This is a genomic window from Sinorhizobium sp. BJ1 (assembly GCF_002531555.1).
GTDB lineage: Bacteria > Pseudomonadota > Alphaproteobacteria > Rhizobiales > Rhizobiaceae > Sinorhizobium > Sinorhizobium fredii_B.
Window position 1 is genome coordinate 152,012 of the sequence record NZ_NWTH01000011.1, and the last position, 22,839, is coordinate 174,850.

Annotated in this window: 24 protein-coding genes and 3 pseudogenes; 12 read left to right on the forward strand and 15 right to left on the reverse strand. The window is 61.8% G+C overall.

What is annotated here, in order from left to right; genetic code table 11:
• The first annotated feature begins 93 nt into the window (after positions 1–93).
• From CO676_RS17445 to CO676_RS17460, 4 genes are read left to right on the forward strand one after another with little or no spacing between them, the layout of a single operon-like run.
• On the forward strand, positions 94–1,227 hold the full coding sequence (locus tag CO676_RS17445) for an ABC transporter substrate-binding protein (RefSeq protein WP_097522006.1): 1,134 nt from the start codon (positions 94–96) through the stop codon (positions 1,225–1,227).
• Between the two features lie 53 nt (positions 1,228–1,280).
• Positions 1,281–2,417: an ABC transporter substrate-binding protein gene (locus CO676_RS17450; RefSeq protein WP_097522007.1), complete on the forward strand. Its 1,137-nt coding sequence runs from the start codon at positions 1,281–1,283 to the stop codon at positions 2,415–2,417.
• A complete protein-coding gene (locus CO676_RS17455; protein WP_179875527.1) occupies positions 2,417–3,484 on the forward strand; it encodes an iron ABC transporter permease in 1,068 nt (355 codons plus the stop codon). Before CO676_RS17450 ends, CO676_RS17455 begins: the two co-directional genes overlap by 1 nt.
• Complete coding sequence (locus CO676_RS17460; RefSeq protein WP_097522009.1) at positions 3,478–4,239, forward strand: ABC transporter ATP-binding protein; 762 nt, start codon at positions 3,478–3,480, stop codon at positions 4,237–4,239. The genes CO676_RS17455 and CO676_RS17460 overlap by 7 nt, the downstream gene beginning before the upstream one ends.
• Positions 4,240–4,264: 25 nt before the next feature.
• Here the strand turns inward: CO676_RS17460 and ugpC are convergent, their stop codons facing one another.
• The 6 genes from ugpC to CO676_RS17490 all read right to left on the reverse strand — a co-directional run bounded on the left by ugpC (position 4,265) and on the right by CO676_RS17490 (position 11,328).
• Positions 4,265–5,311, reverse strand: a complete 1,047-nt coding sequence (gene ugpC, locus CO676_RS17465) for a sn-glycerol-3-phosphate ABC transporter ATP-binding protein UgpC (protein ID WP_097522010.1) — start codon at positions 5,309–5,311, stop codon at positions 4,265–4,267.
• Positions 5,312–5,329: 18 nt separating this feature from the next.
• Positions 5,330–7,048, reverse strand: a complete 1,719-nt coding sequence (locus CO676_RS17470; protein ID WP_097522011.1) for a GH32 C-terminal domain-containing protein — start codon at positions 7,046–7,048, stop codon at positions 5,330–5,332.
• A gap of 3 nt (positions 7,049–7,051) precedes the next feature.
• Entirely contained in the window at positions 7,052–7,945 is an 894-nt protein-coding gene (locus CO676_RS17475; protein WP_097522012.1) for a carbohydrate ABC transporter permease, read from the reverse strand.
• Positions 7,938–8,876, reverse strand: coding sequence for a sugar ABC transporter permease (locus tag CO676_RS17480; RefSeq protein WP_097522067.1), 939 nt, complete (start codon positions 8,874–8,876; stop codon positions 7,938–7,940). Before CO676_RS17480 ends, CO676_RS17475 begins: the two co-directional genes overlap by 8 nt.
• Before the next feature lie 98 nt (positions 8,877–8,974).
• Positions 8,975–10,267 carry a sugar ABC transporter substrate-binding protein gene (locus CO676_RS17485; protein WP_179875518.1) on the reverse strand — a complete coding sequence of 431 codons (1,293 nt, stop codon included), beginning with the start codon at positions 10,265–10,267 and terminating at the stop codon, positions 8,975–8,977.
• 44 nt (positions 10,268–10,311) lie between these two features.
• Complete coding sequence (locus CO676_RS17490; RefSeq protein ID WP_179875519.1) at positions 10,312–11,328, reverse strand: LacI family DNA-binding transcriptional regulator; 1,017 nt, start codon at positions 11,326–11,328, stop codon at positions 10,312–10,314.
• 297 nt (positions 11,329–11,625) lie between these two features.
• Between CO676_RS17490 and CO676_RS17495 the strand changes: the two genes are divergently transcribed.
• A complete protein-coding gene (locus CO676_RS17495; RefSeq protein ID WP_097522014.1) occupies positions 11,626–12,996 on the forward strand; it encodes a nodulation protein NfeD in 1,371 nt (456 codons plus the stop codon).
• A 16-nt stretch (positions 12,997–13,012) separates the two neighbouring features.
• Positions 13,013–13,786, forward strand: a complete 774-nt coding sequence (locus CO676_RS17500; protein WP_097522015.1) for a slipin family protein — start codon at positions 13,013–13,015, stop codon at positions 13,784–13,786.
• A gap of 130 nt (positions 13,787–13,916) precedes the next feature.
• Here CO676_RS17500 and CO676_RS17505 read toward each other — a convergent pair whose 3' ends face one another.
• From CO676_RS17505 to CO676_RS17525, 6 genes and pseudogenes are all read right to left on the reverse strand, one after another.
• Entirely contained in the window at positions 13,917–14,306 is a 390-nt protein-coding gene (locus tag CO676_RS17505) for a phasin family protein (protein ID WP_097522016.1), read from the reverse strand.
• Positions 14,307–15,101: 795 nt separating this feature from the next.
• Positions 15,102–15,950 carry a hypothetical protein gene (locus CO676_RS17510; protein ID WP_245424339.1) on the reverse strand — a complete coding sequence of 283 codons (849 nt, stop codon included), beginning with the start codon at positions 15,948–15,950 and terminating at the stop codon, positions 15,102–15,104.
• Positions 15,950–16,126 (reverse strand): hypothetical protein, encoded by a 177-nt coding sequence (locus CO676_RS35255; protein WP_179875520.1) that lies wholly within the window; start codon positions 16,124–16,126, stop codon positions 15,950–15,952. The genes CO676_RS17510 and CO676_RS35255 overlap by 1 nt, the downstream gene beginning before the upstream one ends.
• On the reverse strand, positions 16,123–16,308 hold the full coding sequence (locus CO676_RS37005) for a hypothetical protein (protein WP_348628071.1): 186 nt from the start codon (positions 16,306–16,308) through the stop codon (positions 16,123–16,125). Before CO676_RS37005 ends, CO676_RS35255 begins: the two co-directional genes overlap by 4 nt.
• Positions 16,309–16,310: 2 nt before the next feature.
• Positions 16,311–16,824 (reverse strand): annotated as a pseudogene (locus CO676_RS17520) (DUF1643 domain-containing protein).
• A pseudogene (locus CO676_RS17525) lies at positions 16,821–17,218 on the reverse strand (DUF968 domain-containing protein). Before CO676_RS17525 ends, CO676_RS17520 begins: the two co-directional pseudogenes overlap by 4 nt.
• A 74-nt stretch (positions 17,219–17,292) precedes the next feature.
• On the opposite strand from CO676_RS17525, the gene CO676_RS17530 reads away from it, so the two are divergent.
• Positions 17,293–17,481, forward strand: coding sequence for a hypothetical protein (locus CO676_RS17530; protein ID WP_144340144.1), 189 nt, complete (start codon positions 17,293–17,295; stop codon positions 17,479–17,481).
• 26 nt (positions 17,482–17,507) lie between these two features.
• On the opposite strand, the pseudogene CO676_RS17535 reads toward CO676_RS17530, so the two are convergent.
• The 3 genes and pseudogenes from CO676_RS17535 to CO676_RS17545 form a co-directional block, all read right to left on the reverse strand.
• A pseudogene (locus CO676_RS17535) lies at positions 17,508–17,713 on the reverse strand (hypothetical protein).
• Positions 17,710–18,597 (reverse strand): hypothetical protein, encoded by an 888-nt coding sequence (locus CO676_RS36105; RefSeq protein ID WP_245424341.1) that lies wholly within the window; start codon positions 18,595–18,597, stop codon positions 17,710–17,712. The pseudogene CO676_RS17535 and the gene CO676_RS36105 overlap by 4 nt, the downstream one beginning before the upstream one ends.
• A 19-nt stretch (positions 18,598–18,616) precedes the next feature.
• Positions 18,617–19,156, reverse strand: coding sequence for a siphovirus Gp157 family protein (locus CO676_RS17545; RefSeq protein WP_097522020.1), 540 nt, complete (start codon positions 19,154–19,156; stop codon positions 18,617–18,619).
• A gap of 320 nt (positions 19,157–19,476) precedes the next feature.
• Here CO676_RS17545 and CO676_RS17555 point away from each other — a divergent pair, with 320 nt between their 5' ends.
• The 5 genes from CO676_RS17555 (at position 19,477) to CO676_RS17575 (ending at position 22,821) form a co-directional block, all read left to right on the forward strand.
• A complete protein-coding gene (locus CO676_RS17555) occupies positions 19,477–20,553 on the forward strand; it encodes a calcium-binding protein (protein ID WP_097522021.1) in 1,077 nt (358 codons plus the stop codon).
• A 95-nt stretch (positions 20,554–20,648) separates the two neighbouring features.
• Positions 20,649–21,383 (forward strand): peptidoglycan-binding domain-containing protein, encoded by a 735-nt coding sequence (locus CO676_RS35260; RefSeq protein ID WP_179875521.1) that lies wholly within the window; start codon positions 20,649–20,651, stop codon positions 21,381–21,383.
• Positions 21,384–21,406: 23 nt separating this feature from the next.
• Positions 21,407–21,727: a cell wall anchor protein gene (locus CO676_RS17565; RefSeq protein WP_097522069.1), complete on the forward strand. Its 321-nt coding sequence runs from the start codon at positions 21,407–21,409 to the stop codon at positions 21,725–21,727.
• A gap of 10 nt (positions 21,728–21,737) precedes the next feature.
• Positions 21,738–22,094, forward strand: coding sequence for a hypothetical protein (locus tag CO676_RS17570; RefSeq protein ID WP_097522022.1), 357 nt, complete (start codon positions 21,738–21,740; stop codon positions 22,092–22,094).
• 91 nt (positions 22,095–22,185) lie between these two features.
• Positions 22,186–22,821, forward strand: a complete 636-nt coding sequence (locus CO676_RS17575; RefSeq protein WP_097522023.1) for a hypothetical protein — start codon at positions 22,186–22,188, stop codon at positions 22,819–22,821.
• The last annotated feature ends 18 nt before the right edge of the window (positions 22,822–22,839 follow it).

Genomic DNA, 22,839 nt, shown 5'->3' on the forward strand with positions numbered 1-22,839 from the left:
CCTCCCGGTTTGGAAGCGTTCTAAAAGATATATGTTGACTGGTAAAGTCATGAAATATTAGAAGGCAGCGGTTTTCCAAAGGAGCAAGGATCAATGAAGGTTTTCAACAGGGTGGCCGCCGCGGCCATGGGCCTGTGCGTCCTATTTTCAAGTGCTGCGCTCGCTGAAACGGTCAAGGTGAAAGACATCACCGGCCGCGAGGTCGACGTCAACGTCCCCGTCAAGCACGTGATCTTGGGCGAAGGCCGGCAGATCTATTTCGTCGGAGCCCTGGACAAGGTCGAGCCCTTCAAGCGCGTCGTCGGCTGGCGCGACGACCTGGCGAAGGCCGACCCGGAAACCTATGCCGCCTATCTCGCCGAATACCCGGACATCGCCAAGCTGCCGGCCTTCGGCGGCATGAAGGACGGAACCTTCGATATCGAGCAGGCGGTCGCGCTGAAACCCGACGTCATGCTGATGAACATCGATGCGAAGACGGCGACGGAAGAGGCCGGCTATATCGAAAAGCTCGAGAAGGTCGGCATTCCGCTCGTCTATGTCGATTTCCGTGAAAAGCCGATGGAAAACACCGAACCGAGCATGCGCCTGATCGGCAAGCTGTTCGGAGAGGAGGATAAGGCCGAAGAATTCATCAAGTTCCGCGCCGACAGCATCGCCGAGGTGACCGACGTTCTGGCCAAGGCCAATCCGAAGAAGCCGCTCGTCTTCGTCGAGCGCGCCGGCGGCTATTCCGACGATTGCTGCATGTCGTTCGGCGATGAGAATTTCGGCAAGATGGTCGAGTTCGCCGGCGGTACCAACATGGCGAAGGACATCATTCCGGGTACGTTCGGTACGGTAAATCCGGAGCAGATCATCGCATCGAACCCGGACCAGATCATCATCACCGGTGGCAACTGGGAAGGTTACGTGCCGGGCGGCAACTGGGTCGGCGTCGGCTACGGCGCCGACGAGAAGGAAGCGTTCCGCAAGCTCGAGAACCTCACGAAGCGCCCGGCCTTCACCGATGTGAAGGCGGTGAAAGAAGGCAATGTCCACGCCATCTGGCACCAGTTCTACAACAATCCGTATCAATTCGTCGCCATCCAGCAGATTGCCAAGTGGCTGCATCCGGACCTCTTCAAGGATATCGACCCGGAGGCGACGTTCAAGGAGTTGCACGAACGCTTCTTGCCACTGCCTTACAAGAGCGGCTACTTCGTGTCGCTGAATGTTGGCCAGTAAAAGTCCAGATCGGAGGGCGAAAGCCCTCCGATCGTTTTTGACGAGGTTTTGCAATGCGGATCCTGAGCTGTGTTCTCCTGACGCTTGTCGCAGCAGTGCTGGTGGCGTCGACCTCCGTCGCGGCCGAAATCACCGATGTCACCGGCCGCAAGGTCGAGATTGAGCTTCCGGCCAAGCGGATCCTGCTCGGCGAGGCTCGCCAGATCCACGTGGCGGCGGCGCTGAAGGGCGAGCATGTCTTCGACAAGATCGTCGGCTGGCGCGACGATCTGATCAAGAAGGATCCGGATTCCTATGACGGCTATCGCGAGCGCTTCCCGGCGATCGAGAAGCTACCGCGCTTCGGCTATATCCCGAGCGGCGATTTCAGCCTCGAGGCGGCGATCGCGCTGAAGCCGGACGTGCTGACGCTGAACCTCGAAGCCCAGCAGGCCGACGAGGAATCGGGCTTCATCGACAGGGCGGCAGCCGCCGGCATCGCCGTCGTCTATCTCGATTTCCGCGTTGATCCGGCGAAGAATAGCGAGAGATCCGTCGAGATCCTCGGCCAGATTTTCGGCGCCGAAGCGCGGGCCAAGGAATTCATCGAATATAGGCGCGCCCAGATCGCCGTCGTCACCGAACGGCTCGCCAAAGCCAGCGCGATCGCGCGACCAAAAGTGTTCATCGAGCGGTCGCCCGGTATCACCGGCGAGACCGTCTGCTGCCGGACTTTCGGCCCGGCAAATTTCGGCGAGATGGTGGCACAGGCCGGCGGTCACAATATTGGTTCGGACGTGATCACGGCGACCTTCGGCGATCTCAATCCCGAGCAGCTCGTCGTTGCCAACCCGGATCATGTGATCGTCACCGGCAGCAACTGGTCGGCCGAGTCCGACGTCAACCAGTTCGTCAGCGTCGGCCGCGGCGCCGATCCTGGCGCCGCGCGGGAGCGGCTGAAGGGGCTGATGCAGAGGCCGGCCTTTGCCACGCTCGACGCGGTGAATGCGGGCAGGGTGCATGCCGTCTGGCATCAGTTCTACGGCGCGCCCTACGAGTTCGTGCCGATCCAGCAATTCGCCAAATGGTTTCATCCGGCGCTTTTCGCCGATATCGATCCGGACCGAACGTTCCGAGAATTCCACGAGAAGTTCCTGCCGATCGCCTATCGGCCCGGCTATTTCGTCTCGCTGTCGGATGGAGGTGAATGATGGTCGCGATCGCCGATGAAATCGCCGGTGTCGAAGGGCGTGGCCGCTACCGCGCCCTTGTTGCACGCCGGCTGCTGATCCTTTCCGGCCTTATCGCCGCATTGTTTCTCTCGGTTGCGATCGACATGGCGCTCGGACCGGCGAACTATCCACTTGCGGATGTCCTGACGGCGCTGTTCCGGTCCGAAACGGTGAGCGACCAGCTTCGCGTGGTGATCTGGGACATCCGCATGCCGATCGCGCTGATGGCAGTGACGGTCGGGGCGTCGCTGTCGGTCGCGGGCGCCCAGATGCAGACGATCCTCGCCAATCCGCTGGCGAGCCCATTCACGCTCGGCATCTCCGCAGCCGCCGGCTTCGGCGCGGCACTCGGCCTCGTCGCCGGCGTCGCGATCTTTCCCGTTGCCGTTCATTACATGGTACCGCTCAACGCCTTCCTGATGGCGATGCTGGCGGCGCTCTTCATCCATTTCGCCTCGACCATGCGCGGGGTGACCGTCGAGACGATCGTGCTTCTCGGCATTGCCCTCGTCTTCACCTTCAATGCGGCGCTGTCGCTGCTCGAATATCTCGCTTCCGAACAGGCGCTCGCCGCTGTCGTCTTCTGGACCATGGGCAGCCTCACCAAGGCTACCTGGCCGAAGGTCTGGATCACCGCGGCCGTACTGGTTTTCGCCGTGCCGCTTTTTGCCCGCCATGCCTGGGCGCTGACGGCGCTCAGGCTCGGCGACGACAAGGCAGCGAGCTTCGGCATCAATGTCCGCCGGCTGAGGCTCGAGACGATGCTGACGGTCAGCCTGCTAGCGGCGATCCCGGTCTCCTTCGTCGGCACGGTCGGCTTCGTCGGCCTCGTCGGCCCGCATATCGCCCGCATGCTGGTCGGCGAAGACCAGCGTTTCTTCCTGCCGGCCTCGGTGCTCTGCGGCGCGCTCTTGCTTTCGACGACCTCCGTCGTCAGCAAGATGATCATTCCAGGCGCGGTGCTGCCGATCGGCATCATCACGGCGCTCGTCGGCGTTCCGTTCTTCTTCGTACTGATCTTCACCAACAGGAGGCGGGCATGGTAGCCATCAGGCTCGACAAGGTCGGCGCCACCTACGGGTGGCGAACCGTGCTGTCGAACATCAATACTGGTGAGCTCAGAGGCGGGCGCCTGACCGCGGTCATCGGGCCGAATGCGGCCGGCAAATCGACGCTCTTCAAGCGCATTGCCGGTCTGGCAGCCGGCCCCGGTCTCGTCCACCTTACCGATACGGAGAAGGGTCGGGAGACGATCTGCTACATGCCGCAGGACACCGGCGCCAATGCGGTGCTGACGGTCTACGAATCCGTCCTGCTGTCGGCCAAGCAGGGTTCCGGCTGGAAGGTGAAGGACGACGAGCTTGCCGAAATCGACCGAGTGCTTGCGGCACTGAGGATCGACGACCTGGCATTTCGCGGGCTCGGCGAGCTTTCCGGTGGCCAGCGACAGCTCGTATCGATCGCCCAGGCGTTGGTCCGCAAGCCCGAGATCCTGCTGATGGACGAACCGACCTCGGCGCTCGATCTGTTTCGCCAGATCGAAGTGCTCGGCTTCATGAAGCGACTGTCCGGTCAATCCGGCATGGCGGTGCTGATCGCGTTGCACGATCTGAACCACGCGCTACGCTATTGCGACGATACGATCGTCATCAGCGATGGCTCGGTGGCAGCGAGCGGCCCGACCGAGGCGGTGATCACCGCCGACATGCTCAAATCCGTCTACCGTGTCGAAGCCCGCGTCGAGGCCTGTTCGCTCGGCCGACCCGTCATCATCGTCGACGATTCCATTCCTCTCCGGTGAGCGACCACCGGAGCATAGCACCGCCTCAGTTGACTCGTGTTCCCTGCGCAGAAAACAGATGCAGCTTCGCCAGATTCGGGGCGATATGCACTGGCTGACCGGGCTCGAGATCGATCCGGTCGCGCAACACCAGGTTGGCATCCGCCGATCCGAGCTTCACGAGGACGTGGGTTTCGGAGCCGGTTGGTTCGACGACAGACACCGTCGCCGGCACGCCGTCCGTGGCGATGGCGAGATGTTCCGGGCGGACGCCATAGACTTCCGCCTGAGCGCCCCGATAATCGGCAGGCAGCGGCAGCGAGAGGCCGTCACGCGTGACGAACCGACCATCGCCGATCGCGCCCTCGAAAAGGTTCATTGCCGGCGAGCCGATGAAGGTCGCGACGAAGGTGTTGACCGGACGGTCGTAAAGCTCGAGCGGCTTGCCGATCTGCTCGACCTTGCCGCCGCGCATCACGACGATCCGGTCCGCCATGGTCATCGCTTCGATCTGGTCGTGAGTGACATAGACGGTCGTCGTCTTCAGACGCTGGTGCAGGTCCTTGATCTCGGCCCGCATGGTGACGCGCAGCTTGGCGTCGAGGTTCGACAACGGTTCGTCGAACAGGAAGACCTGCGGATGGCGGACGATCGCCCGCCCCATGGCGACGCGCTGGCGCTGGCCGCCAGATAATTGCTTCGGCAGGCGATCGAGAAAGGGTTCGAGGGCAAGGATGTCGGCCGCCTCCCGGACACGTTGCTCGATTGCCGCTTTGCCTTCACCCTTGAGCTTCAGCGCGAAGCCCATGTTCTCGGCGACCGTCATGTGCGGATAGAGCGCATAGCTCTGGAACACCATGGCGATGTCGCGCTCCTTCGGCGCCACGTCATTGACGACCCGGCCGCCGATGCGGACCTCGCCGGCGCTGATGTCCTCGAGCCCGGCAAGCATGCGCAACAGTGTCGACTTGCCGCAGCCGGAGGGGCCAACGAGCGTGACGAACTCGCCATCCTCGATATCAACCGAGACGCCGTGGATCACCGGCACGGCGCCGTACTGCTTGCGCACCTGTTCGATCGTTACGGATGCCATGGGTTTCCTCCCTTCGTTTCAGAGCTTGAGCTGCCAGATGCTGGCGGCTGCGATATTGCCTTTTGGCGCGATCAGACGCGCCGAGCGAACGCCCTCGAATCCCGGCAGACGCTTCGTGCCTGTCCAGCGGCCATTGTCGGCGAAAACCTCGATCGAGCCCTTGTCAAGGAAGATGCGCAGCGTCGAGGGGCGCGCCCCCATCGCGATATAGCGAGGCAGCCATTTTCCGTCCGGCATGTCGTAAAGGATGCTTAAGCCTTCCTGATCCAGCCTGAGGCCGAGTTCGACTGCCGGATGCTCGAATTCGATGTCGAAGGCTGCCCCGGGCACTCCCAGATCGAGGACGATCTCGACGGCTCCGTTGCCAAGCTCGACCGTCTCGCCGGCAACCAGCCGGTTCTCGTCGACAAGCTGCTGGCGCAGGCTGTCGACGGCGTCGACCGGAGGCGTGAGCAGGGCACCATCCTTGAGCAGGACGCGGCGGGGGAGCGTCATGGCCGCTGGGAAATCGATCTTCTTGGAGATGTCCGTCCAGTTCGCAAGCCATGCGATGCCGACCGGGCCGTCACGGTCGACGAAGGCCTGCAAGGCATAGGCGTCAGTCCCGAAATCGAGTTCCTGCTCGAATTCCTTGTCAAAGCTCCGGCCATCGAAGCGGCCAACGGTCGCGATGGTGATGTTGCGGCGGCCGGTCGCCGGATCGCGGCTGGTCAAGAGGCCGAAGACGAGCGCCCAACGGGTTTGCGGATCATCGGCCGGGCCGAGCGGCACGATGCATGGGCATTCGGCTGCTGTCATGCCGAAACGGTCCTCGCGGTGCAGGATCCCGACGAAGCTCCAACCGCCCGCCGCGTCCGGATCGGCCGTCTCATAGAGCAGGATGACGCCACCGGCGTGGTCGCGGCTGCCGAGAAGCATTTTCCAGCGGCCGTCCGGCGCCTTGAGCACATAGGGATCGCGAAAATCAAGTGTCAGGTCTAGATCCGTCGGGCGCTCGGAAAGAATGATCTCGGCGGGGCCGACCGTGATCTGGTCGCGGCTGATAGCGGTCAATTGGATCTGCTCCTCCGGCGCGCGATCTTTGACCTGTTCGGTGAAGAAGACGCGGATGCCCGGCTCCTCACCCGCAAGTGGAATGGCCGAACCGGAGAACGCGCCGCCGCGGCCATCCGGACGCGCCGAAAGTTCCTCCGAGGGGAAGAGGAAGATCGGCAGGTGCGTCCAGCGCAGATAGTCTTCTGAGACCGCATGGCCCCAATGCATGGTGTTCCAGCGCAGGCTATGCGGATAGTGCTGATAGAAGAGATGAACCTTGTCGCCGAAGCGGCCGAAGCCGTTCGGGTCGTTCATCCAGCCGAAGGGCGGGCGGAAGTGGTAGCTGTCGGGAATGGCGGGTGCGGCATTTGCTTCGCCACTGAAAAGCACATGAATACCTTTGTCCAGGACGTCTCTCTCCGAGAAGGCATAGACAACCGAAAGGACCGTCGTTGCGGCATCATAGGTGAGTGTCGTTTCACCGCCGGCATCGAGCACCAGTGTCTGGAACTCGAATTCCTCGGCGTTGTGCGCTGTGAGCCGGGCGATTTCCCGCCCTTCCTGGCTGGCGTGCAGCTCTGCCGGCGTTCCCGCGTCGGCGGCCTTCACCCAGGCATGAATTGTGGTGCCAGTGGGAAGGAGGGCGCTCAGTGTCCTACCGCCGGCGCCGAGAAGCGAGGAGGGGTTTGCATGAGTTGTCATTGATCAACCTTTCACGGCGGAGCCAACGAAGGAGCTTACGAACCAGCGCTGGAAAGCGAGATAGAGAGCGAGGATGGGGATCATCATCAGGACGGATGCCGCCATGGCCCGATCCCAATAAATGCTGTCCTGACCGAAGAAGGTTGCGATGGCGACGGAGATCGGCCGGGCATAATCGGTCTGCGTCACCAGGATCGGCCAGAGATACTGGTTCCAGCTCTCTATCCCCATGAGGATGGAGACGGTGGCGAGGGCCGGCAGGCTTAGTGGCAGGAAGATCGACCGGTAAATGCGGAACACCGACGCGCCGTCCATCTCGGCCGCTTCGAAGAGCTCCTTCGGCAGCTGGGCGAAGAACTGGTAGAACAGGAAGATGTAAAGTGGACTTGCGACCCATGGCACGATCTGCACCGTGAAGGTATCGGTTATACCCGCGCGCGACACCATGATGACGAGCGGCATGATGATACTCTCCTGCGGTATGACGTAGAGCGCGATGACGAGCGAAAGGATCAGCGCACGGCCGCGCAGCGAGCCCCAGGCGAGCACGAAGCCGGCCATCGAATTGATGATCAGACCGGCGCCGACAGTGGTAGCCAGGATAATCAGCGAATTCAGGAGATAGCGGCCGAAGGCAAGTTCGCCGGAGAGGTTGCCGACCTCCGCGAAATTCGAGAGCGTCGGGTTCGACACCCAGAAGGCGCGGAAGCTGCCCATGTCGGCCAGGATCTGGAAGCGGTCGTCCTTAAGGCTGGCGATAACGAGCATGAAGAGCGGCGAGACGATCACGAGAGCGATGACGAAGATGCAGGCCGTCTGCACGATGCGCAGCGAACCGATCGCTGAGCGCTCGCGCTTTGCCTCAGTCTCGAATGTGGAAATGGCGAGATCAGACATCGAAGCGCCTCAGAAGTTGACGCTGCACGAGCGCGATGATGAGAACGATCACGAACAGAATGACCGAGACGGCCGAGGCATAGCCGAGCTTCTGCTCTTCGAAGCCGGCGCGCACCATGTAGTGAACGACGGTTTCGGTGCTGCTCTTCGGCCCGCCCTGGGTCAGGATCGCGACCTGCGTGTAGAGCTTGAAGGCTTGGATCGTGGTGATGACCAGGACGAAGACGTGCGTGGGCCTGAGGCCTGGCATGGTGACGTGCCAGAAGCGCTGGAAGGCATTGGCGCCGTCGATCCGGGCTGCGTCATAGAGCTCATCCGGAATGCCCTGAAGGCCGGCGAGGTAGACGATCATCTGGAAGCCATAGGCCTGCCAGGCGGAGAGCAGCACGATCGAGAACATCGCCCAGTTGGGGTCACCCAGCCAGTCGATTGGCTGGATGCGGCCGCCGGAAAGAAAGCCGATGATCTGGTTTAGCGGCCCCGTCGGGTACTGGAACAGTGTTCCCCAGATCACGCAGACGACGACCATCGAGGTGATCGCAGGCAGGAAGAACAGCCCGCGGAAGAAATTGCGCAACGGCAGCTTCTGGTGCAGGAGCAGGGCGGTCGCGAAGGCCAGCCCGCATTGCACCGGTAGAATCCAGAAGGTGAAGCGCGAGACATTCCAGAGCGAGGTCCAGAACAGGTCGTCCTTGAAGATCCGCAGGAAATTGGTGAAGCCGATGAAGCGGACGGGTGTCGGACGCGGCACCAAGGGTTGATTGGTCATCGCCGTCCAGAATGACAGAAGGAAGGGCACGATCAGGAAGATCGTCAGCAGGGCCACCGCGGGCGCGAGCATGCCGATCTCCTGGAACAGGCGGCCTCTGTCCCTGCGCCGGGCAGGGCGCGCGAGCGCCGTCGCCGGCAGCGCCGGTTGCTGCAAGGTCATGATCTCCTCCTCATCAATCGCGTCATCTGTCGACAGCCGTGCGACGGCCATCGGTCGCGCAGGCCTCGCGGCAGGGGCGCCGCGAGGCCGCCCATTCATTATTGCTGTTCGTCGAAGGGCGGGTAGCCGTCGTTTTCCTCGATGTCCTCGTCGATCTTCTCGGCCGCGGCGGTTAGCGCCGCCTTGACGTCGCCGCCATTGAAGATCTCATCGACGGCGCCCATGAAGGCGGAGGTGATCGTCGGGTAGGCCGGATGCGGCGGCCGTGCGACCGCGGTCTTGGAGGCCTGCTCGAAGGCGACGGCCATTGGACCGCCGGCGCTATACAATGGCGAATCCGCAGCGAAGCTCTTCAGGCCGGGATAAGCGGAATCATCCCGCGCGTAGTCGCGGTACTGCTTATCCTTGAGCATGAAGCTCAAGAACTTGCCGGCGATGTCCGGATGCTCGGAGGCGGTCGTGATCCCCCAGATCCAGGTTCCGTTCGGGCTGGCGCCCTTCGGGCCGAAGTTCGGCAGCGGCATGACGACGATGTCGTCCTTCATCGAGGCTGCGGCCTCCGCGTAGAACCAATGGCCACCGAATGCGAGTGCCGCCGGATGCCCTTCGGCAAAGAACTGGTTGGTGCCGGAGGACTGCGGAACGACCCAACCGTTCTTGACCCATTTCTGCATCATCGTCAGCGCATCGACGCAGGGATCGCTATCGAGCGTTCCCACCGACTTCCAGGTCTTGCGGTCGATCAGATCGCAGCCCGCCGATTGCAGGATCGGGCCGTAGGCATAGGTGATCCACTCGGTCTTGATGCCGTAGCCGCGGAATGTGTCGATCGGCCACTTGACCCCTTCGAGCTTCGAGAGCTTTTCAAGATAGCCCTCGAATTCCTCACGCGTCCAGGCGTCGTCCACCCCCTTCGGGATGCGGGCGCCGATCGCCTCCAGATATTTCCTGTTGCCATAGAGGACGACCGAGGAGTCGGTGAGGCCGACGGCGTAGAGATCCTTGTCGATCGGATAGGTACCCTGCGCGACGTTGGACTCGGTCATGTCGTCGAGGATGTCCTTGTCGATCAAAGGCTTGATCGGCTGCAGGTAGCCCGACCAGACATAGTTGGCGAGGAACGGCGCATCGAGTTCCATGAGATCCGGCAGCTGCTTGGACATGACGGCGGCGCTGAACTTCTCGTTATAGGCGTCGTGCGGCGCATAGATCAGCTCTATATCTACGTCGGGGTTGGCGGCCTCGAAGCGCTTGGCGACCTCGCCGTAGGTGGTGACCCAGCCGGGGTCGCCCTGATGCATCATATGGATCACGGTTTTGGCCTCGGCATGGCTCATGACGACGCCAAGAGCCGCGGATGCCACAAACATTGAAAGTAAACGATTACCCATCATTGTCACTCCTCCTCAATGGGTTCTTCACTCTGCAACTGGATTCAAACGGATGACCGTTCCACCAATTGGAACGGAAGCTTTCGCACCACGCCCGGCGCCGCATCGCTGGTCAGCAGAATGTCGGCCGCCATACGTCCCATCGCGCGATGCGGCAGGGCCATGGTCGTCAAGGGCGGATCGAGACGCGAGGCGATGTCGACCTGGTTGTCGAAGCTCGCGACGGCGACATCATCCGGGATCTGTGCTCCAACTCGTCTGAGCGCGGCATAGACCTCCATCGCGACGCGGTCGTTGCCGCAAAGGATCGCGTCCGGGGGTGTCGGCCCGCGCATCAGTTCGGTGACATGCGAAAGAACGAGGCTGTGCGCCCTGTCGCTGTAGGTCGCGCGGCGTACCGCCGGAAGCACGTAGGCCCCGCCGCCGCCAAGGCCTACTTCGGTCAAGGCTTGGCGAAAACCGGCCTCGCGCAGCTCGCCGGCGAGCAGGCCCGGCAGGTTGATGAAAGCGATGCTGCGGCGCCCGGCATTGATCAAGTAGCTGGTGATCTCGTTGGCGGCGCCGACCTCGTCGGGCACCAGCGACGTCACCCGGTCGTTCGCATCGCGGCAATTGATCATCACGCCGACGGTGCCGGTAAATTCTTCCGGTAGCGAGACGACCTTGTGATACATGGCCGCATAGGCGATCGCCCGCGGCCGGAAACGGCGGACTTCCTCGACGACGGAGGCGATGTCTCGGCGGCCGGAGAGCGTCATCGCGAAGACGGCCATATCGGAGGTTCGGGCGGCGCCGTCGAGTCCGCGGATGATTTCGGTTGCAAAGGGCGAGGTGATCAATTCATCGGCAACGACGCCAATCAGCGGCATCCAGCCTTGGCGCATGCTGCGCGCGGCGAGATTGGTGACGTAGCCGAGTTCCTCGGCGATCTCCTTGATGCGCTGCCGCGTATCGTCCGACATGCGGGCCGAGCCGCCGTGCAGGGCGCCCGAAACCGTCTTGACGGAAACGCCCGCGCGCTCGGCTATGTCGCTCAAAGAAATCGTCACGACAGCTTCCATGGGTTAACGATTACTCAACCTGATACCACCGTCCCCAGGCCAGAGTCAACCGCCGACGGTGCCTGTTCATACGGTTTGCTGCGTCCGCCCGCTGCTGGCGAGTGGACCAACAAGAGCCGCCCGTGACGATGCAACTTCCGCGGCAGAGCACCAAGGCCATATCCCTTACGCTTTTCCCCGTTCTGGCCTATATTAGAAAGCATGAATTTCGACGAAAGGTAGAAGTGGGCATGGAAAGCCCTGGCGTGGACCATCCTCCCACTTTAGCCCGGTAGCGAACCAGAGGCCTGACGGCGAATGTCCCGAATCCTCACCCTGGTGCTGTTCCTGCTGTCGGCCTTCGCGTTTCCAGTTCCATCTGTATCCGCGGCCGAGCGCGTCGCCATGGTCCTGCATGTGAACGGCGCCATCAGTCCGGCGACGGCGGAATATGTGATCCGGGGATTGCAACGCGCCGAGGATCGCGGCGTGGCGCTGGTGGTTCTGCAGATGGATACGCCCGGCGGCCTCGACACGTCGATGCGGGACATCATCCGCGCAATCCTCGACTCCTCCGTGCCCGTTGCCAGTTTCGTCGCGCCGAGCGGCGCGAGGGCGGCGAGCGCCGGGACTTATATTCTTTACGCAAGCCATGTGGCGGCGATGGCGCCGGGAACCAATCTGGGCGCCGCGACACCGATCGCCATCGGGGGAGGGCTGTTCGGCGGCAACGAAGAGGACGGCGGCAAAGAGGCGTCCGACGAGCAAGGCAAGCCCGACGCTCCCAAGCAACCAACGAATGCCGGTGAGGCAAAACTGATCAACGATGCCGTGGCCTATATTCGCGGGCTTGCGGAATTGCGAAACCGCAACGCCGATTGGGCCGAGAAGGCGGTGCGCGAGGCCGCCAGCCTCTCTTCGGCCGCGGCGGTACGCGAGAAGGCTGTCGATTTCACGGCCGTTACCGTCGAGGACCTCCTGAAGCAAGCCCACGGCCGGACGGTCCGCATCGGCCAGGCCGATAACCGGCTCGACACGGCCGGGCTCTCCATCGAGGACGTGCTTCCCGACTGGCGCACGCGCCTGCTCTCGGTGATCACCGATCCAAACGTCGCGCTGCTGCTGATGATCGTCGGCATCTACGGGTTGATCTTCGAGTTCCTGACGCCCGGCACTGTGGTGCCTGGCACGATCGGCGGTATCAGCCTTCTGCTCGGTCTCTACGCCCTGGCAGTGCTGCCGGTAAGCTATGCCGGCATAGGCCTGATCATACTCGGTGTGGCGCTGCTGGTGGCCGAGGCGCACGCGCCGTCCTTTGGCGTCCTCGGGCTCGGCGGCGGGGTTGCCATCGTGCTCGGTGCCGCAATTCTGTTCGACACCGACGTACCGGGGTTGCAGGTGTCCTGGCCGGTTCTCGGCGGCGTGGCGATCGCAAGCCTGGCCTTCAGCTTCATTGTCGCCCGTCTCGCATTCGTTTCCCGCCGGCACAAGGTCGCCACGGGGGCCGAGCAGATGATCGGTATTTTCGGCAAGGTCGACACCTGGGCGGGCGCGGCGGGTTACGTCATCGCGCATGGGGAGCGCTGGAGCGCAGTGAGCACCGAGCCGCTCGGCCCCGGCGAGGACGTGATGGTCGTCGGCCGCGACGGGTTGACGCTCGAAGTCGAGCGCCGAGCAAAACGAAGCTAGGAAGGGGAGGAAATTGATGCCCTTGTTTGGAAGTCTTGTTCCGCTCGCCGCGGCTCTGTTTCTCCTGCTGATCGTCATCGCCTATGCGATCCGGATCCTCCGGGAATACGAGCGCGGCGTCATCTTCACCCTCGGCCGCTTCACCGGCGTCAAGGGGCCGGGTCTCATCCTGCTCGTTCCCTATGTGCAACAGATGGTGCGCGTCGATCTCAGGACCCGCGTGCTCGACGTGCCGAGCCAGGACGTCATCTCCCATGACAACGTTTCGGTCCGTGTCAGTGCGGTCATCTATTTCCGGGTGATCGATGCGGAGAAGTCGACGATCCAGGTCGAGGACTTCATGGCGGCGACGAGCCAGCTTGCCCAGACGACCTTGCGATCGGTGCTCGGCAAGCACGACCTCGACGAGATGCTGGCGGAACGCGACAGGCTGAACGAGGATATCCAGAAGATCCTCGACGTACAGACCGATGCCTGGGGCATCAAGGTCGCGACCGTCGAGATCAAGCATGTCGACATCAACGAATCGATGATCCGGGCGATCGCCCGCCAGGCGGAGGCCGAACGCGAGCGGCGCGCCAAGGTCATCAACGCCGAGGGCGAACAGCAGGCGGCGGCGAAACTGCTCGAGGCGGCGCAAATCCTCGCCCGCCAGCCCCAGGCCATGCAATTGCGCTACCTGAGCACGCTCAACGTCATCGCCGGCGAGAAGAACTCGACGATCATTTTCCCCTTCCCGATGGAACTCGCGGACCTGCTCGCAGCCAAGACCGGACAGCAGACCAAGTAGACGACTACAGCGCCGTGCGTCTTATCAGACGCACAAAGGACGATGTAAGACTTTGAAGCGCTGCATGTTTTTCTCCTTAAAGCGGCTTCGATTTAAGGAGACATGCAGCAGCGGCCTGACCGTCACCGCGTCACATCACCATCTTCCGCGCAACTTTCTCGGTCAGGTCTTCCTGCTCCTCGCTCACGCGCTTCGCCGCCTGGGTAGCAAGCTGCGCGCCGATCCGCGTGAATCGCTCAGCCTCGTCGGAATAGTCCTCGAAAGCATTGCGCCAGAAGCTGCAGTAAAGGTCGAAACCATCGCGCGCATAGTCCGACGCGAGCAGTTCCTCCCAAAGCTGCAGGTGATGCTCGCTGCGGCTCTGCATGAAGCTGAGCGCCTCGATCTGACCGCGCAAGGCCGTCTGCAGTACGTCCGCCTGGAAACGTGCCATCGAAAGCAGCAGCGATCGCCCTTCGGGCCCCACGGGCCATTGGGGCCAGATCGCCGGTGCAAGTGTGTCAGACATTTTCCTCGACATCGCAGAACCTCCTTTTCTGCAGCATCTCGCTGTCTCATCGCAAACCGAAATCATGCATGACGACCGATCACGTAATTCGGAAAGTGCTGGGCGCCCTCGTCGCGGGCGTGGATTGGCGGTGTCTTTAGGGACCAAGCTAAGGTGGCCGGTCCGTGCGATCATTGATCGGTGTCAATTGTAAGCGCACGACCTTCGCCGCAGCCACCTCCCGCCTTGACCTTGGTCAAGGCCGGTCCGATCCCTCTGGCATAGACTAGAGCATTTAGATCGCTTGATGAAGGGATTGATTCATGTTCATCAGGGAAAGGACCGAAGCGGAGTGCCTCACCGTCGTCGCGCCGGGTGACGAAGTCAGCTTATAGCGAAGCAAACTCTGACCACGCCGATTCACCCTTAGCGAAGCAGATTCACGAAGAGCAAAGCAGGTCCGGCACGAACCCGTTGCCACGGTCATTTCTGGGGCATGCGGAAGGCCATCCGGGGCCTCACGCCAGACACTTGCCTTCTAAGCAGGTTGTCGCAGGTTCGAGTCCTGCAGGGGTCGCCAAACCACTATCTAAGTCTTTGATTCTATTTAAGGTGCGACCGAGCAGGGTTATAGGTGCGACCTACATTCTGTTCGCAAGGCGTTCCGAAGCGGCCATCGCGAGGCGCTTCTTATCGGCTTCCTTCGTATAGACTTCGGCCATCGCGAGCCGGGTCCAGCCGTACATTGCCATCAACTCATGAGCCGTCGCGCCCTCGTCGGCGGCTATGGTGGTGCCCGCCTTACTGAGCCCATGCGCTCGGCACTCATCAGGCAGGCCCGCGGCCTTGCACTGCTTCGCGAACCAATTCCTGAATGATGCTCCTGAACTGAACGGTTTGCCGGTAGATGTGGTCAGAAAAGCCAGGTCTCCTATCGGCGTCGCCTCGATCGATTCGAGCAATTGCTTGAAAAACCGGAAGGTAGACCCATGCGCCTGTTTTGCCGGTGCGCAGGGAAATGACGCCGTCCTTGAGGTGCTGGCGGCCGACTAGAACCGCGTCGGATCGGCGCAGCCCAAGGAAGAGCAGAATGTCGATCGCCAGTCGTGGCTTTGTCCCGAGCTTATGATGCGCCCGATATCTCTCGACCTGATCGACGGTCCATGTGTGGAAGCCGTCCGACTTCACTGAAACCTTGCTGACGCCGATCACCGGATTGACGTCGAGGTGTTCGGCCTCGACAGCCCACTTGAACAGATGGCTCATCGTCTTCAGGAGATTGTTGGCGGCGTTCGGCGTGGCGGCGCGCTTGTCGATCGCCTTTTTGATGTGCGCCTTGGTGATGGCGCCGAAAGGCCCGTCGGCGTTCTTCGGATCCTTGAGCAACTGCTTGAGGATATTGTCGCGGGCCCGGCGCGTTGCTGGCGCCAAGGCGGCAAAAGCAGCGCTGCGCTTATATTGGCCGACAAGCCATTTGAACGATCCGGTCTTCGACTTCGGCTGTTCCGCGGCGGCGCTCGATCCGGTGAGCGCCTTCTCATAGGCCGCGTTGAACTGGTCGCTCCCGTATTCGTCAGGGAGGCGAATGCGCTTGCCGTTCCTCTTGAAGTACCAGACGAGCTTTCCGTGCCTGGTCTTTTCGTGGGAGAGGAAGGGCTTGCGCGGCATGTCGACCATCAGAAATCAAAATCCTCGTGTTTCTCAACCGGCTTTTCGCCGCTCGTGCTGGGGATATCGGGGGAAACCCCGACGCGCCGGCCATTAATTTCGATCCAGACGGTCACGCCCTTGGCCTTGGCGACATCGGCCATGCTTTTCAGGTCGGCAGCTTTTACGAGAGCGGGCGTCGTCATCCTTCACCTCTCTTTGCGGCTTCTCGCTCGCTCATCATCCCTCGACCGATCGCAAGCAGGATTTCGAGTCTCGTCATCTGCCTGATAGGACCGGCGAGTTCTTCGGCCTTGACCCGGATCTCAGCAGGAAGGGCATAGTATTCCCGCGTCTCGGGAGTGGTGTTGGTAAGGTCGAGCGTAATTCTCATGGCGCAAAATACGATTTGGGTTGAATATCGGCAGCGAGATACAGCGGGTGGCCTGGCTGCCCGTCCGCTGTAACTTTTAGCGCGACTAGGTCGAAGAATTCGAGCCGTTCGGCGACCTCGCGACCGCGGCGATGAAGAGAACCGTGCGTTCCCCATGCGCAAACGATTTTACGGGCGCTCTTGGCCATCGCGAGAATATGCTGATCGTTGTCGGGACCGATCGGGTCGGGATGGTCATATAGGGCCTTCGGATCGGTGGAGCGAAGGGCAAAGAGGTTGCCGACAATCAATCCGCCGAAACCCCAAGCCTTTCGCGAAGCCGATACACAAGCGAATCGTCGGGTCATCCTGGCTGGCGTCAGCCGTGGACGGGTTCAGCATGAGAAAGGCGACCTTGGGCTTATCGACGTCCCACTGCCGCTCTAAGCGGTACCGGTATGCGCCGCATTCTGAAATGATAGCCGAGGAGGTCGTCTCGGTTGCGAGCATGTCGAGCGTATCGGTGCTCATGCCTCGTCCCTCAACCGGAGGGCGCCGGCGTCCGCCAGCGTCTGATTGATGATAGCAGTTGCGAATGGCGCCGCATCCTCGCCCACGTCCGACCAGAGGCCGTGAATGGTAAGAGCGAGGACGTGCGGGTTGATGCGCACGCCGCGCCAGAAGCGCTCCTCGTTCATGCCGTGCTGGCGGCGGTGCTCGTCCGGATGCAGCGGCAGAACCCAGCGGTCGGATACTTTGCTGCCCTTGCCGCGACCATAGTGGCCGTACCGAGGCCCTCGACACCGCACCGGCCGGAAACGCAGCAGGGCAGCTCGTGGATGAACGCCAGGTAATCCTTGTTCTTCGTCGGCTTCCGCATTGGTGTCGGATCCGGGCGGAGGGAGTTGGCGATGCGATATGCCATCACACAGTCTCCCAGTTGTGCGGAACCTTACGGGACGCAGGTAGTTGAGCCGGCGGCACGAAAGGATTTCGATGATGAGCCAAAAGAGAGACGACAAGCGCACCGAGCAGCCGACGCCAACCCGGAAGGGAGTGCCTCCGGAGATGGAGCTCGAGCCCGTGCCCATGCCGGATAAGGTGCCCGATACCGGCACGGCAGCCGGTAAGCCGGCGGCGCGTGGCGTTAAGCCTGAGACGGGCGAGAAGGCCGACGATGAGACCTAACGTCTGAGAAGTTGGGCGCGTCTCGCTCATGCCGCACCGCCTTTCGCTGGCCAGATGGTCACGGTCTCGCCGTGCTCAAGCGCCTCGCGAACCAGCCAGACGATTTCCGCGTCAGTCTCGAACGGCGCATGGGTTCGGCAAAGGTGGCCGTCAGCATCGCGGGTTCCGCTTGCCATCCAGCCTTGCGCACATCGTCGGATGTCTGAAGGTTGACAGGGAACGGGTTCTTCATGCTGCGGCTCCCGCATTTCGTTGCGTTGTTCCGCGCTCGACGCCGATCAGATCGTCGAGGAAGTCGAGAACGGCCGTTTTGCTTTCCTGAAATTCCTGCTTGCCCATGGCCTTCATGGATTGGCTCTTCGCCACGTAGCGCGTGACGGTCGCCTCCTTCACGTCGACAACAGAGAAGGCGTCGATCGGGCGGATGAAGGCGGCCATCCGCGCAGCCTCGGCCTTCGTGCTGCAGACGATCGTGTGAGCGTCGCAGTAGCCGGTCCGGATCAGCGCATAGGCGCGCAGGTGCTCGGCGGATTCGGCGAACGGCAGCCCGGAATAGTGCTCCGGCAGGTTGCGCCAAGCATCATTCACGGCGGCGAAATAATGCCGGTGGCTGTTCATGCTCCTGTCGTTGTGCTCGGCGAGCGTATAGAACTCGCCGACCATGAAACGCTTGTCGCATTCGCGGGCCCAGTGCCGGTTCGCCGGGTGAAATGCTTCACCATCCCAGGTCAATAAAACTGGTCCGCTCATTCGCAGTAACTCCAAGTGTGCCCTAGAGGGATTTCTGCCTGCCTGTGCAGACGTCGCGGATGCATCGGTGCCGCCAGTGGCCTCCGCCGCCTCTGCCATGGTGGCGAACCTGAGCCCGTCGTCGCGGATTACGGGGCGGTTTGATCTACGGTTGCGGCACTGCTGCTTACTGGTTGCCCAGCGGCAGTTGCCCGGCTCGTAGTTGCCGTCTGCGTTGGGCCATCGGTCGAGTGTGGTGCCGCGCGGCCGCGGCCCCATGTCATCAAGGAAATTCTCGAAGGACGTCCAGCGCCCGCAAACCACGATGCCGCGGCCACCATACCTGTCGTAGTGAGAGGACCGGTGGTTATTGCAGCGCTGGTGCATGTTGTACCAGCTTCGGTATTCAGGCGTGGTGGCGCGATTGGCGGTATGGCCGTGTTTCAGCGACCTCTCGCCAATCGTATCCCTTGGCGGCGTTCGCATCGCGCAGATCGGCGATGAGGGCCTTCTTGTCGAGTTTTGGGGCGGGCCTCGGCTGCTCAACCCAGTATTTGGCCGGGATGTCGGCTTCATCGACGACGATCAGGCCAGGCGCGCGCTTGGTAAGCGATAGCGTTGCGGTCGGAAGCTTCAACGAGGTCTGATCCGTGGCGGGCATCGCCTGCTCGATCAGGGCGCGGACACGCTCGGACCGGCGCTCGATCGACTTGCGGCGGGCTTCAAACTCGCTTTCCTTCGCCTTCAAGCCGGCGATCAGGACGTCGCATTCGTCGAGCTGCGCGATGGCGGCCGAGATGGCCTCGAGGAGGTTGGTTTCGCCTTCGATCGCATCCGCGACCAGCTCGGCATCATCGTCGACGCCCTGATCGCGAAGGCTGGACAGAAGCGACTTCGCGGCCTCGGTCTGGCGAAGAATGTTGTGCTCGACATCAGCGGTGCTCATCAGACTTTCCTTTCGTGGGCGACGATTTCCTGAACCCGGTCAGCATTCCAAAAGGCGCTGAAAACGAAGCCGAACAATGCGGTCGCGAGGATCAGGAGAAATGCGGTGGAGTAGGCGGCGCGGTTGAACTGCTTGATCGCGGCCAGGTCCGGTTCGGGCTTGGCGCAGCGGTTGCAGGAGCAACGCCGGCCTGGTTATTGTGTGGGAATACTACTAGTTGAAAACACCCCGCACGTCCTCTTCGAGGGCGTGCACTACCCCCGATTGCCTGCAACCTATAACTGTTCTATGCCTTCGACAGCCAGATTAGGGGGTAGACAATGGGAAAACTAACGGTTGCGTCAAACTATGGGTTTGATCAGTGGAGTTTCGACTTCAGCAACATGTATTACGGCACGTCCTATGTCCGGACGTCGACGACGTTCAGGATCAACTACTCGGACGGTACCAGCGAAGTGTTTCAGGGCACCGGCTTCAAGTACGACGCCTTTGGCGCCCCCTACAGTGGGACCGCTACGAGCTATGCCGGCTACTACAAAGGCCAGGCGCTCGTCGTCTTCACCGGGGGCAGCATCGCCGTGTCTGATATTGTCGCGGCGGCGAATACTGCCTCGGACCTCTCGGACGATGAGGAAGTCATTTTCAACGCCCTGCGGGGGAACGATACGCTCACCGGCGGCAACCTACGGGACGTCATGGCTGGTTTTAATGGCAATGACGTGGTCAACGGGAATGCCGGCAACGACACACTCTTCGGCAATGAGGGCAATGATACGATAATCGGTGGCAGTGGAAAGGACGCGATCGACGGCGGCAACGGCAGCGACACGGCATCCTACGCGACCTCTGTCAAAGGAGTCACTGCGCACCTCGCCAACACGGCCATGAATACGAATGACGCTTTCGGCGACGCCTACTTTGGCATCGAAGACCTGATCGGTTCGGCTTACGGCGATCGGCTTTACGGAGACTCGGCCGCCAACTGGATCACCGGTGGAAACGGTAACGACGCAATTTCCGCTGGTGGCGGCAACGACCGCATCAATGGTGGCGCCGGAGCCGACCGACTTTGGGGAGGATCGGGCGCCGATCGGTTCATCTTTAAAGCCCTGGCTGACTCTGCTGGCTCGCTGGTCGATACGATCTTCGGGTTTGTCCAGAGCACGGGTGACCGGATCGACTTGTCAGCGATAGACGCGAGCACGAATGTGTCGGCCGACCAGGCATTCACCTTCATCGGCACGACAGGCTTCCACGGCAAGGCAGGTGAACTCCGGTACGTGAAGCAGGCCTCAGACACGTACATCTATGCGGACGTGAACGGCGATAAGAAAGCGGACCTGGCGATCCACTTGGACGACGCCCTCACGCTGACGAAGGACTATTTTATCCTCTGATCGCGTTCACCGCCGTCCTGCTGGAACCCCGCTTCGGCGGGGTTTTTTATTGCCTGTAGGCAGACATCCTCATCCACGAAAGAATCAGGTGAACCATGGCAAATCGCAAGCGTACGCCGCTTGGGGTCGTGCACGTTACGGCCACGCCTCCAGGCTGGGATAAGGGCGTCGCCGGCATCCGAGCTATCCATAAGGCTCAGGGATGGTCCGACATCGGCTATAACGAGATCATCAATCCGGACGGTCGTTCCGAGATCGGCCGCGGCAAAATGGCGATCGGTGCCCATGTCGCCGGCTTCAACTCGATATCCTACGGCCTGGCGATGGTCGGAGGTGTAGACGCAGCCGGCCGGCCGGACGTGAACACGCTCAAGGATGCGCAGTTCGCCACGCTGGAAAGGCGCATGCGTGAATTGTCGGTGGAGTTCCCCGACATCAAATGGTGCGGCCACCGTGATCTTTCTCCGGACAAGAACGGCAATGGCGTGATCGAGCCGTTCGAGCACATCAAGGCATGCCCGTGCTTTGACGTTATCCCCTGGGCCGCGGCGAAGGGTCTCCCGGTCGCCGATATCAAGGGAACCTGGAAGCCGGTCGTCATCGAGAATGAACCGGTGCTCGAGGGGCCTGACATCCGCACTGCTTACCTGCAGCGGCTGCTGGTCCGCGCCGGCTATGCCCTTGGCCCGATCGACGGCATCGTCGGCAGGAAAACCCGCTCGGCCATCCGCGCCTTTCAACTTGCCTCCAACCTGCCCGAAAGCGGCGACTTCGACGCCTCGACGGTCAGCAAACTCCGCCTCCTCTTCGAAGCCAAGGCTGCGGCCTAACCCTCAAAGGAAAATCTGAAATGATCAAGTCTCTGCTCTTGGTGGCAGCGGCAGCCTTTGCGCTGTCCGCTTGCCAGACCACATCGTCCATCGATTCCGCCATCCAGAAGAACCTGCCGCAGGTTTGCTCGGCGGCGGCTACGGCTCACTCGGCCTTCGTCATCGTCGCCAGCACCGGCAACATCAAGCAGCGCACCGTCGCGCGTGAGGCGGCTGCCTATGCGGCTCTCGACACCATCTGCAAGGATCCGACATCGGTCACCGCCGCGACCGCGCTCGTGAAGGCGGCCGAGGCCTACGCGGCAATCACGCTCGCGCTGCGCGAAGCGAAGGTCGCGGAATAAGGAGGGCATCATGAACACCGCACAGGAAAAGCTCGAGAACAAGATCGCCGCGGCGGTCATCACTACTGTCGGCAACCCGACTGTCCCGGCGGATCCGGCGGCGGCTCGGCCCATCATCAATGCGGTCACAGCCAAGATCGCCCCTGAGATCATCGCCGCGAAAAACAATGAGCCTTGGTATCAGTCGCGCGTGACCCTCGGCGCCATCCTGGCCGCGGCCGCCGGCGTACTCGGGCTGTTCGGCTACGCATTCCCGGCCGAGGTTCAGGGGAAGGTGATTGAACTCATCATCGCTCTCGGCCCCGTGATCGGCGCTGGCATCGCTCTCTATGGGCGCTGGGCGGCAAGGAAGCCGATCGGTGAATGACATCACAACGGCCGCCGTGTCCTCTCGCGGCGGCCGATCTCTTTGGATCGCATAAGCATGGGGCATCGGGGACATAGTGGCGGATGATGATATGAACGGAAATGATCCACACCGCACCTATACAGATGCAGTGACGGCGCAGCTGGGTGAGCGGGTGACGAACCTCGGACGCCGGCAGACCGACCTTGAAGCGGAGATGAGAACCGGCTTCAAGCAAATGGAATCTGCGGTTGGCGCGCTTGCCGCCGAGATGCGCAATTCCGTAGCCTCTCTGTCGTCGACACTTGCAGAGCGCAACCGTCCACAGTGGCAAGCCCTCGGTGTTGCATTGAGCTTCTGCACGATTCTCGGCGCTCTCGCCTATTGGACGATCAACAGCGCAACCAGCGACCTGAAGGCCTCCGTCGCCATTCTGAACGAAAAGATGGTGACACAAAAGGAGATGGAGTGGCGATCGGCGCGCGCCGCCGAGGACAGGATGCAGCAGCAGTCTATGCTGAAGGATCTTCGGGATGCTCAGGTCCCACGCCAGGAGCTCGATCGGGTCTGGACGAGCTATGACCAGCGCTTTGCCGACCATCAACGGCAGATCGACGAGGTAAAGCAGGCCCAGGGCAGCGTCTACAGCCAGCGCGACATCATCCTCGACCTGAAGGAAAACCAGCAGCGGCTGGAGCGGGAGATTGCCAGGCTTTTGGCTGCAAGCGGCGGCGGAGTGGAGCGGTGACTGCTCCGCTCCGTCACC

Coding starts and splice junctions, on each gene's coding strand:
- CO676_RS17445 (WP_097522006.1), top strand. CDS start 94: ATGAAGGTTTTCAACAGGGTGGCCGCCGCGGCCATGGGCCTGTGCGTC.
- CO676_RS17450 (WP_097522007.1), top strand. CDS start 1,281: ATGCGGATCCTGAGCTGTGTTCTCCTGACGCTTGTCGCAGCAGTGCTG.
- CO676_RS17455 (WP_179875527.1), top strand. CDS start 2,417: ATGGTCGCGATCGCCGATGAAATCGCCGGTGTCGAAGGGCGTGGCCGC.
- CO676_RS17460 (WP_097522009.1), top strand. CDS start 3,478: ATGGTAGCCATCAGGCTCGACAAGGTCGGCGCCACCTACGGGTGGCGA.
- ugpC (WP_097522010.1), bottom strand. CDS start 5,311: ATGGCATCCGTAACGATCGAACAGGTGCGCAAGCAGTACGGCGCCGTG.
- CO676_RS17470 (WP_097522011.1), bottom strand. CDS start 7,048: ATGACAACTCATGCAAACCCCTCCTCGCTTCTCGGCGCCGGCGGTAGG.
- CO676_RS17475 (WP_097522012.1), bottom strand. CDS start 7,945: ATGTCTGATCTCGCCATTTCCACATTCGAGACTGAGGCAAAGCGCGAG.
- CO676_RS17480 (WP_097522067.1), bottom strand. CDS start 8,876: ATGACCTTGCAGCAACCGGCGCTGCCGGCGACGGCGCTCGCGCGCCCT.
- CO676_RS17485 (WP_179875518.1), bottom strand. CDS start 10,267: ATGGGTAATCGTTTACTTTCAATGTTTGTGGCATCCGCGGCTCTTGGC.
- CO676_RS17490 (WP_179875519.1), bottom strand. CDS start 11,328: ATGGAAGCTGTCGTGACGATTTCTTTGAGCGACATAGCCGAGCGCGCG.
- CO676_RS17495 (WP_097522014.1), top strand. CDS start 11,626: ATGTCCCGAATCCTCACCCTGGTGCTGTTCCTGCTGTCGGCCTTCGCG.
- CO676_RS17500 (WP_097522015.1), top strand. CDS start 13,013: ATGCCCTTGTTTGGAAGTCTTGTTCCGCTCGCCGCGGCTCTGTTTCTC.
- CO676_RS17505 (WP_097522016.1), bottom strand. CDS start 14,306: ATGTCGAGGAAAATGTCTGACACACTTGCACCGGCGATCTGGCCCCAA.
- CO676_RS17510 (WP_245424339.1), bottom strand. CDS start 15,950: ATGGTCGACATGCCGCGCAAGCCCTTCCTCTCCCACGAAAAGACCAGG.
- CO676_RS35255 (WP_179875520.1), bottom strand. CDS start 16,126: ATGACGACGCCCGCTCTCGTAAAAGCTGCCGACCTGAAAAGCATGGCC.
- CO676_RS17530 (WP_144340144.1), top strand. CDS start 17,293: ATGAGCCAAAAGAGAGACGACAAGCGCACCGAGCAGCCGACGCCAACC.
- CO676_RS36105 (WP_245424341.1), bottom strand. CDS start 18,597: ATGCACCAGCGCTGCAATAACCACCGGTCCTCTCACTACGACAGGTAT.
- CO676_RS17545 (WP_097522020.1), bottom strand. CDS start 19,156: ATGAGCACCGCTGATGTCGAGCACAACATTCTTCGCCAGACCGAGGCC.
- CO676_RS17555 (WP_097522021.1), top strand. CDS start 19,477: ATGGGAAAACTAACGGTTGCGTCAAACTATGGGTTTGATCAGTGGAGT.
- CO676_RS35260 (WP_179875521.1), top strand. CDS start 20,649: ATGGCAAATCGCAAGCGTACGCCGCTTGGGGTCGTGCACGTTACGGCC.
- CO676_RS17570 (WP_097522022.1), top strand. CDS start 21,738: ATGAACACCGCACAGGAAAAGCTCGAGAACAAGATCGCCGCGGCGGTC.
- CO676_RS17575 (WP_097522023.1), top strand. CDS start 22,186: ATGAACGGAAATGATCCACACCGCACCTATACAGATGCAGTGACGGCG.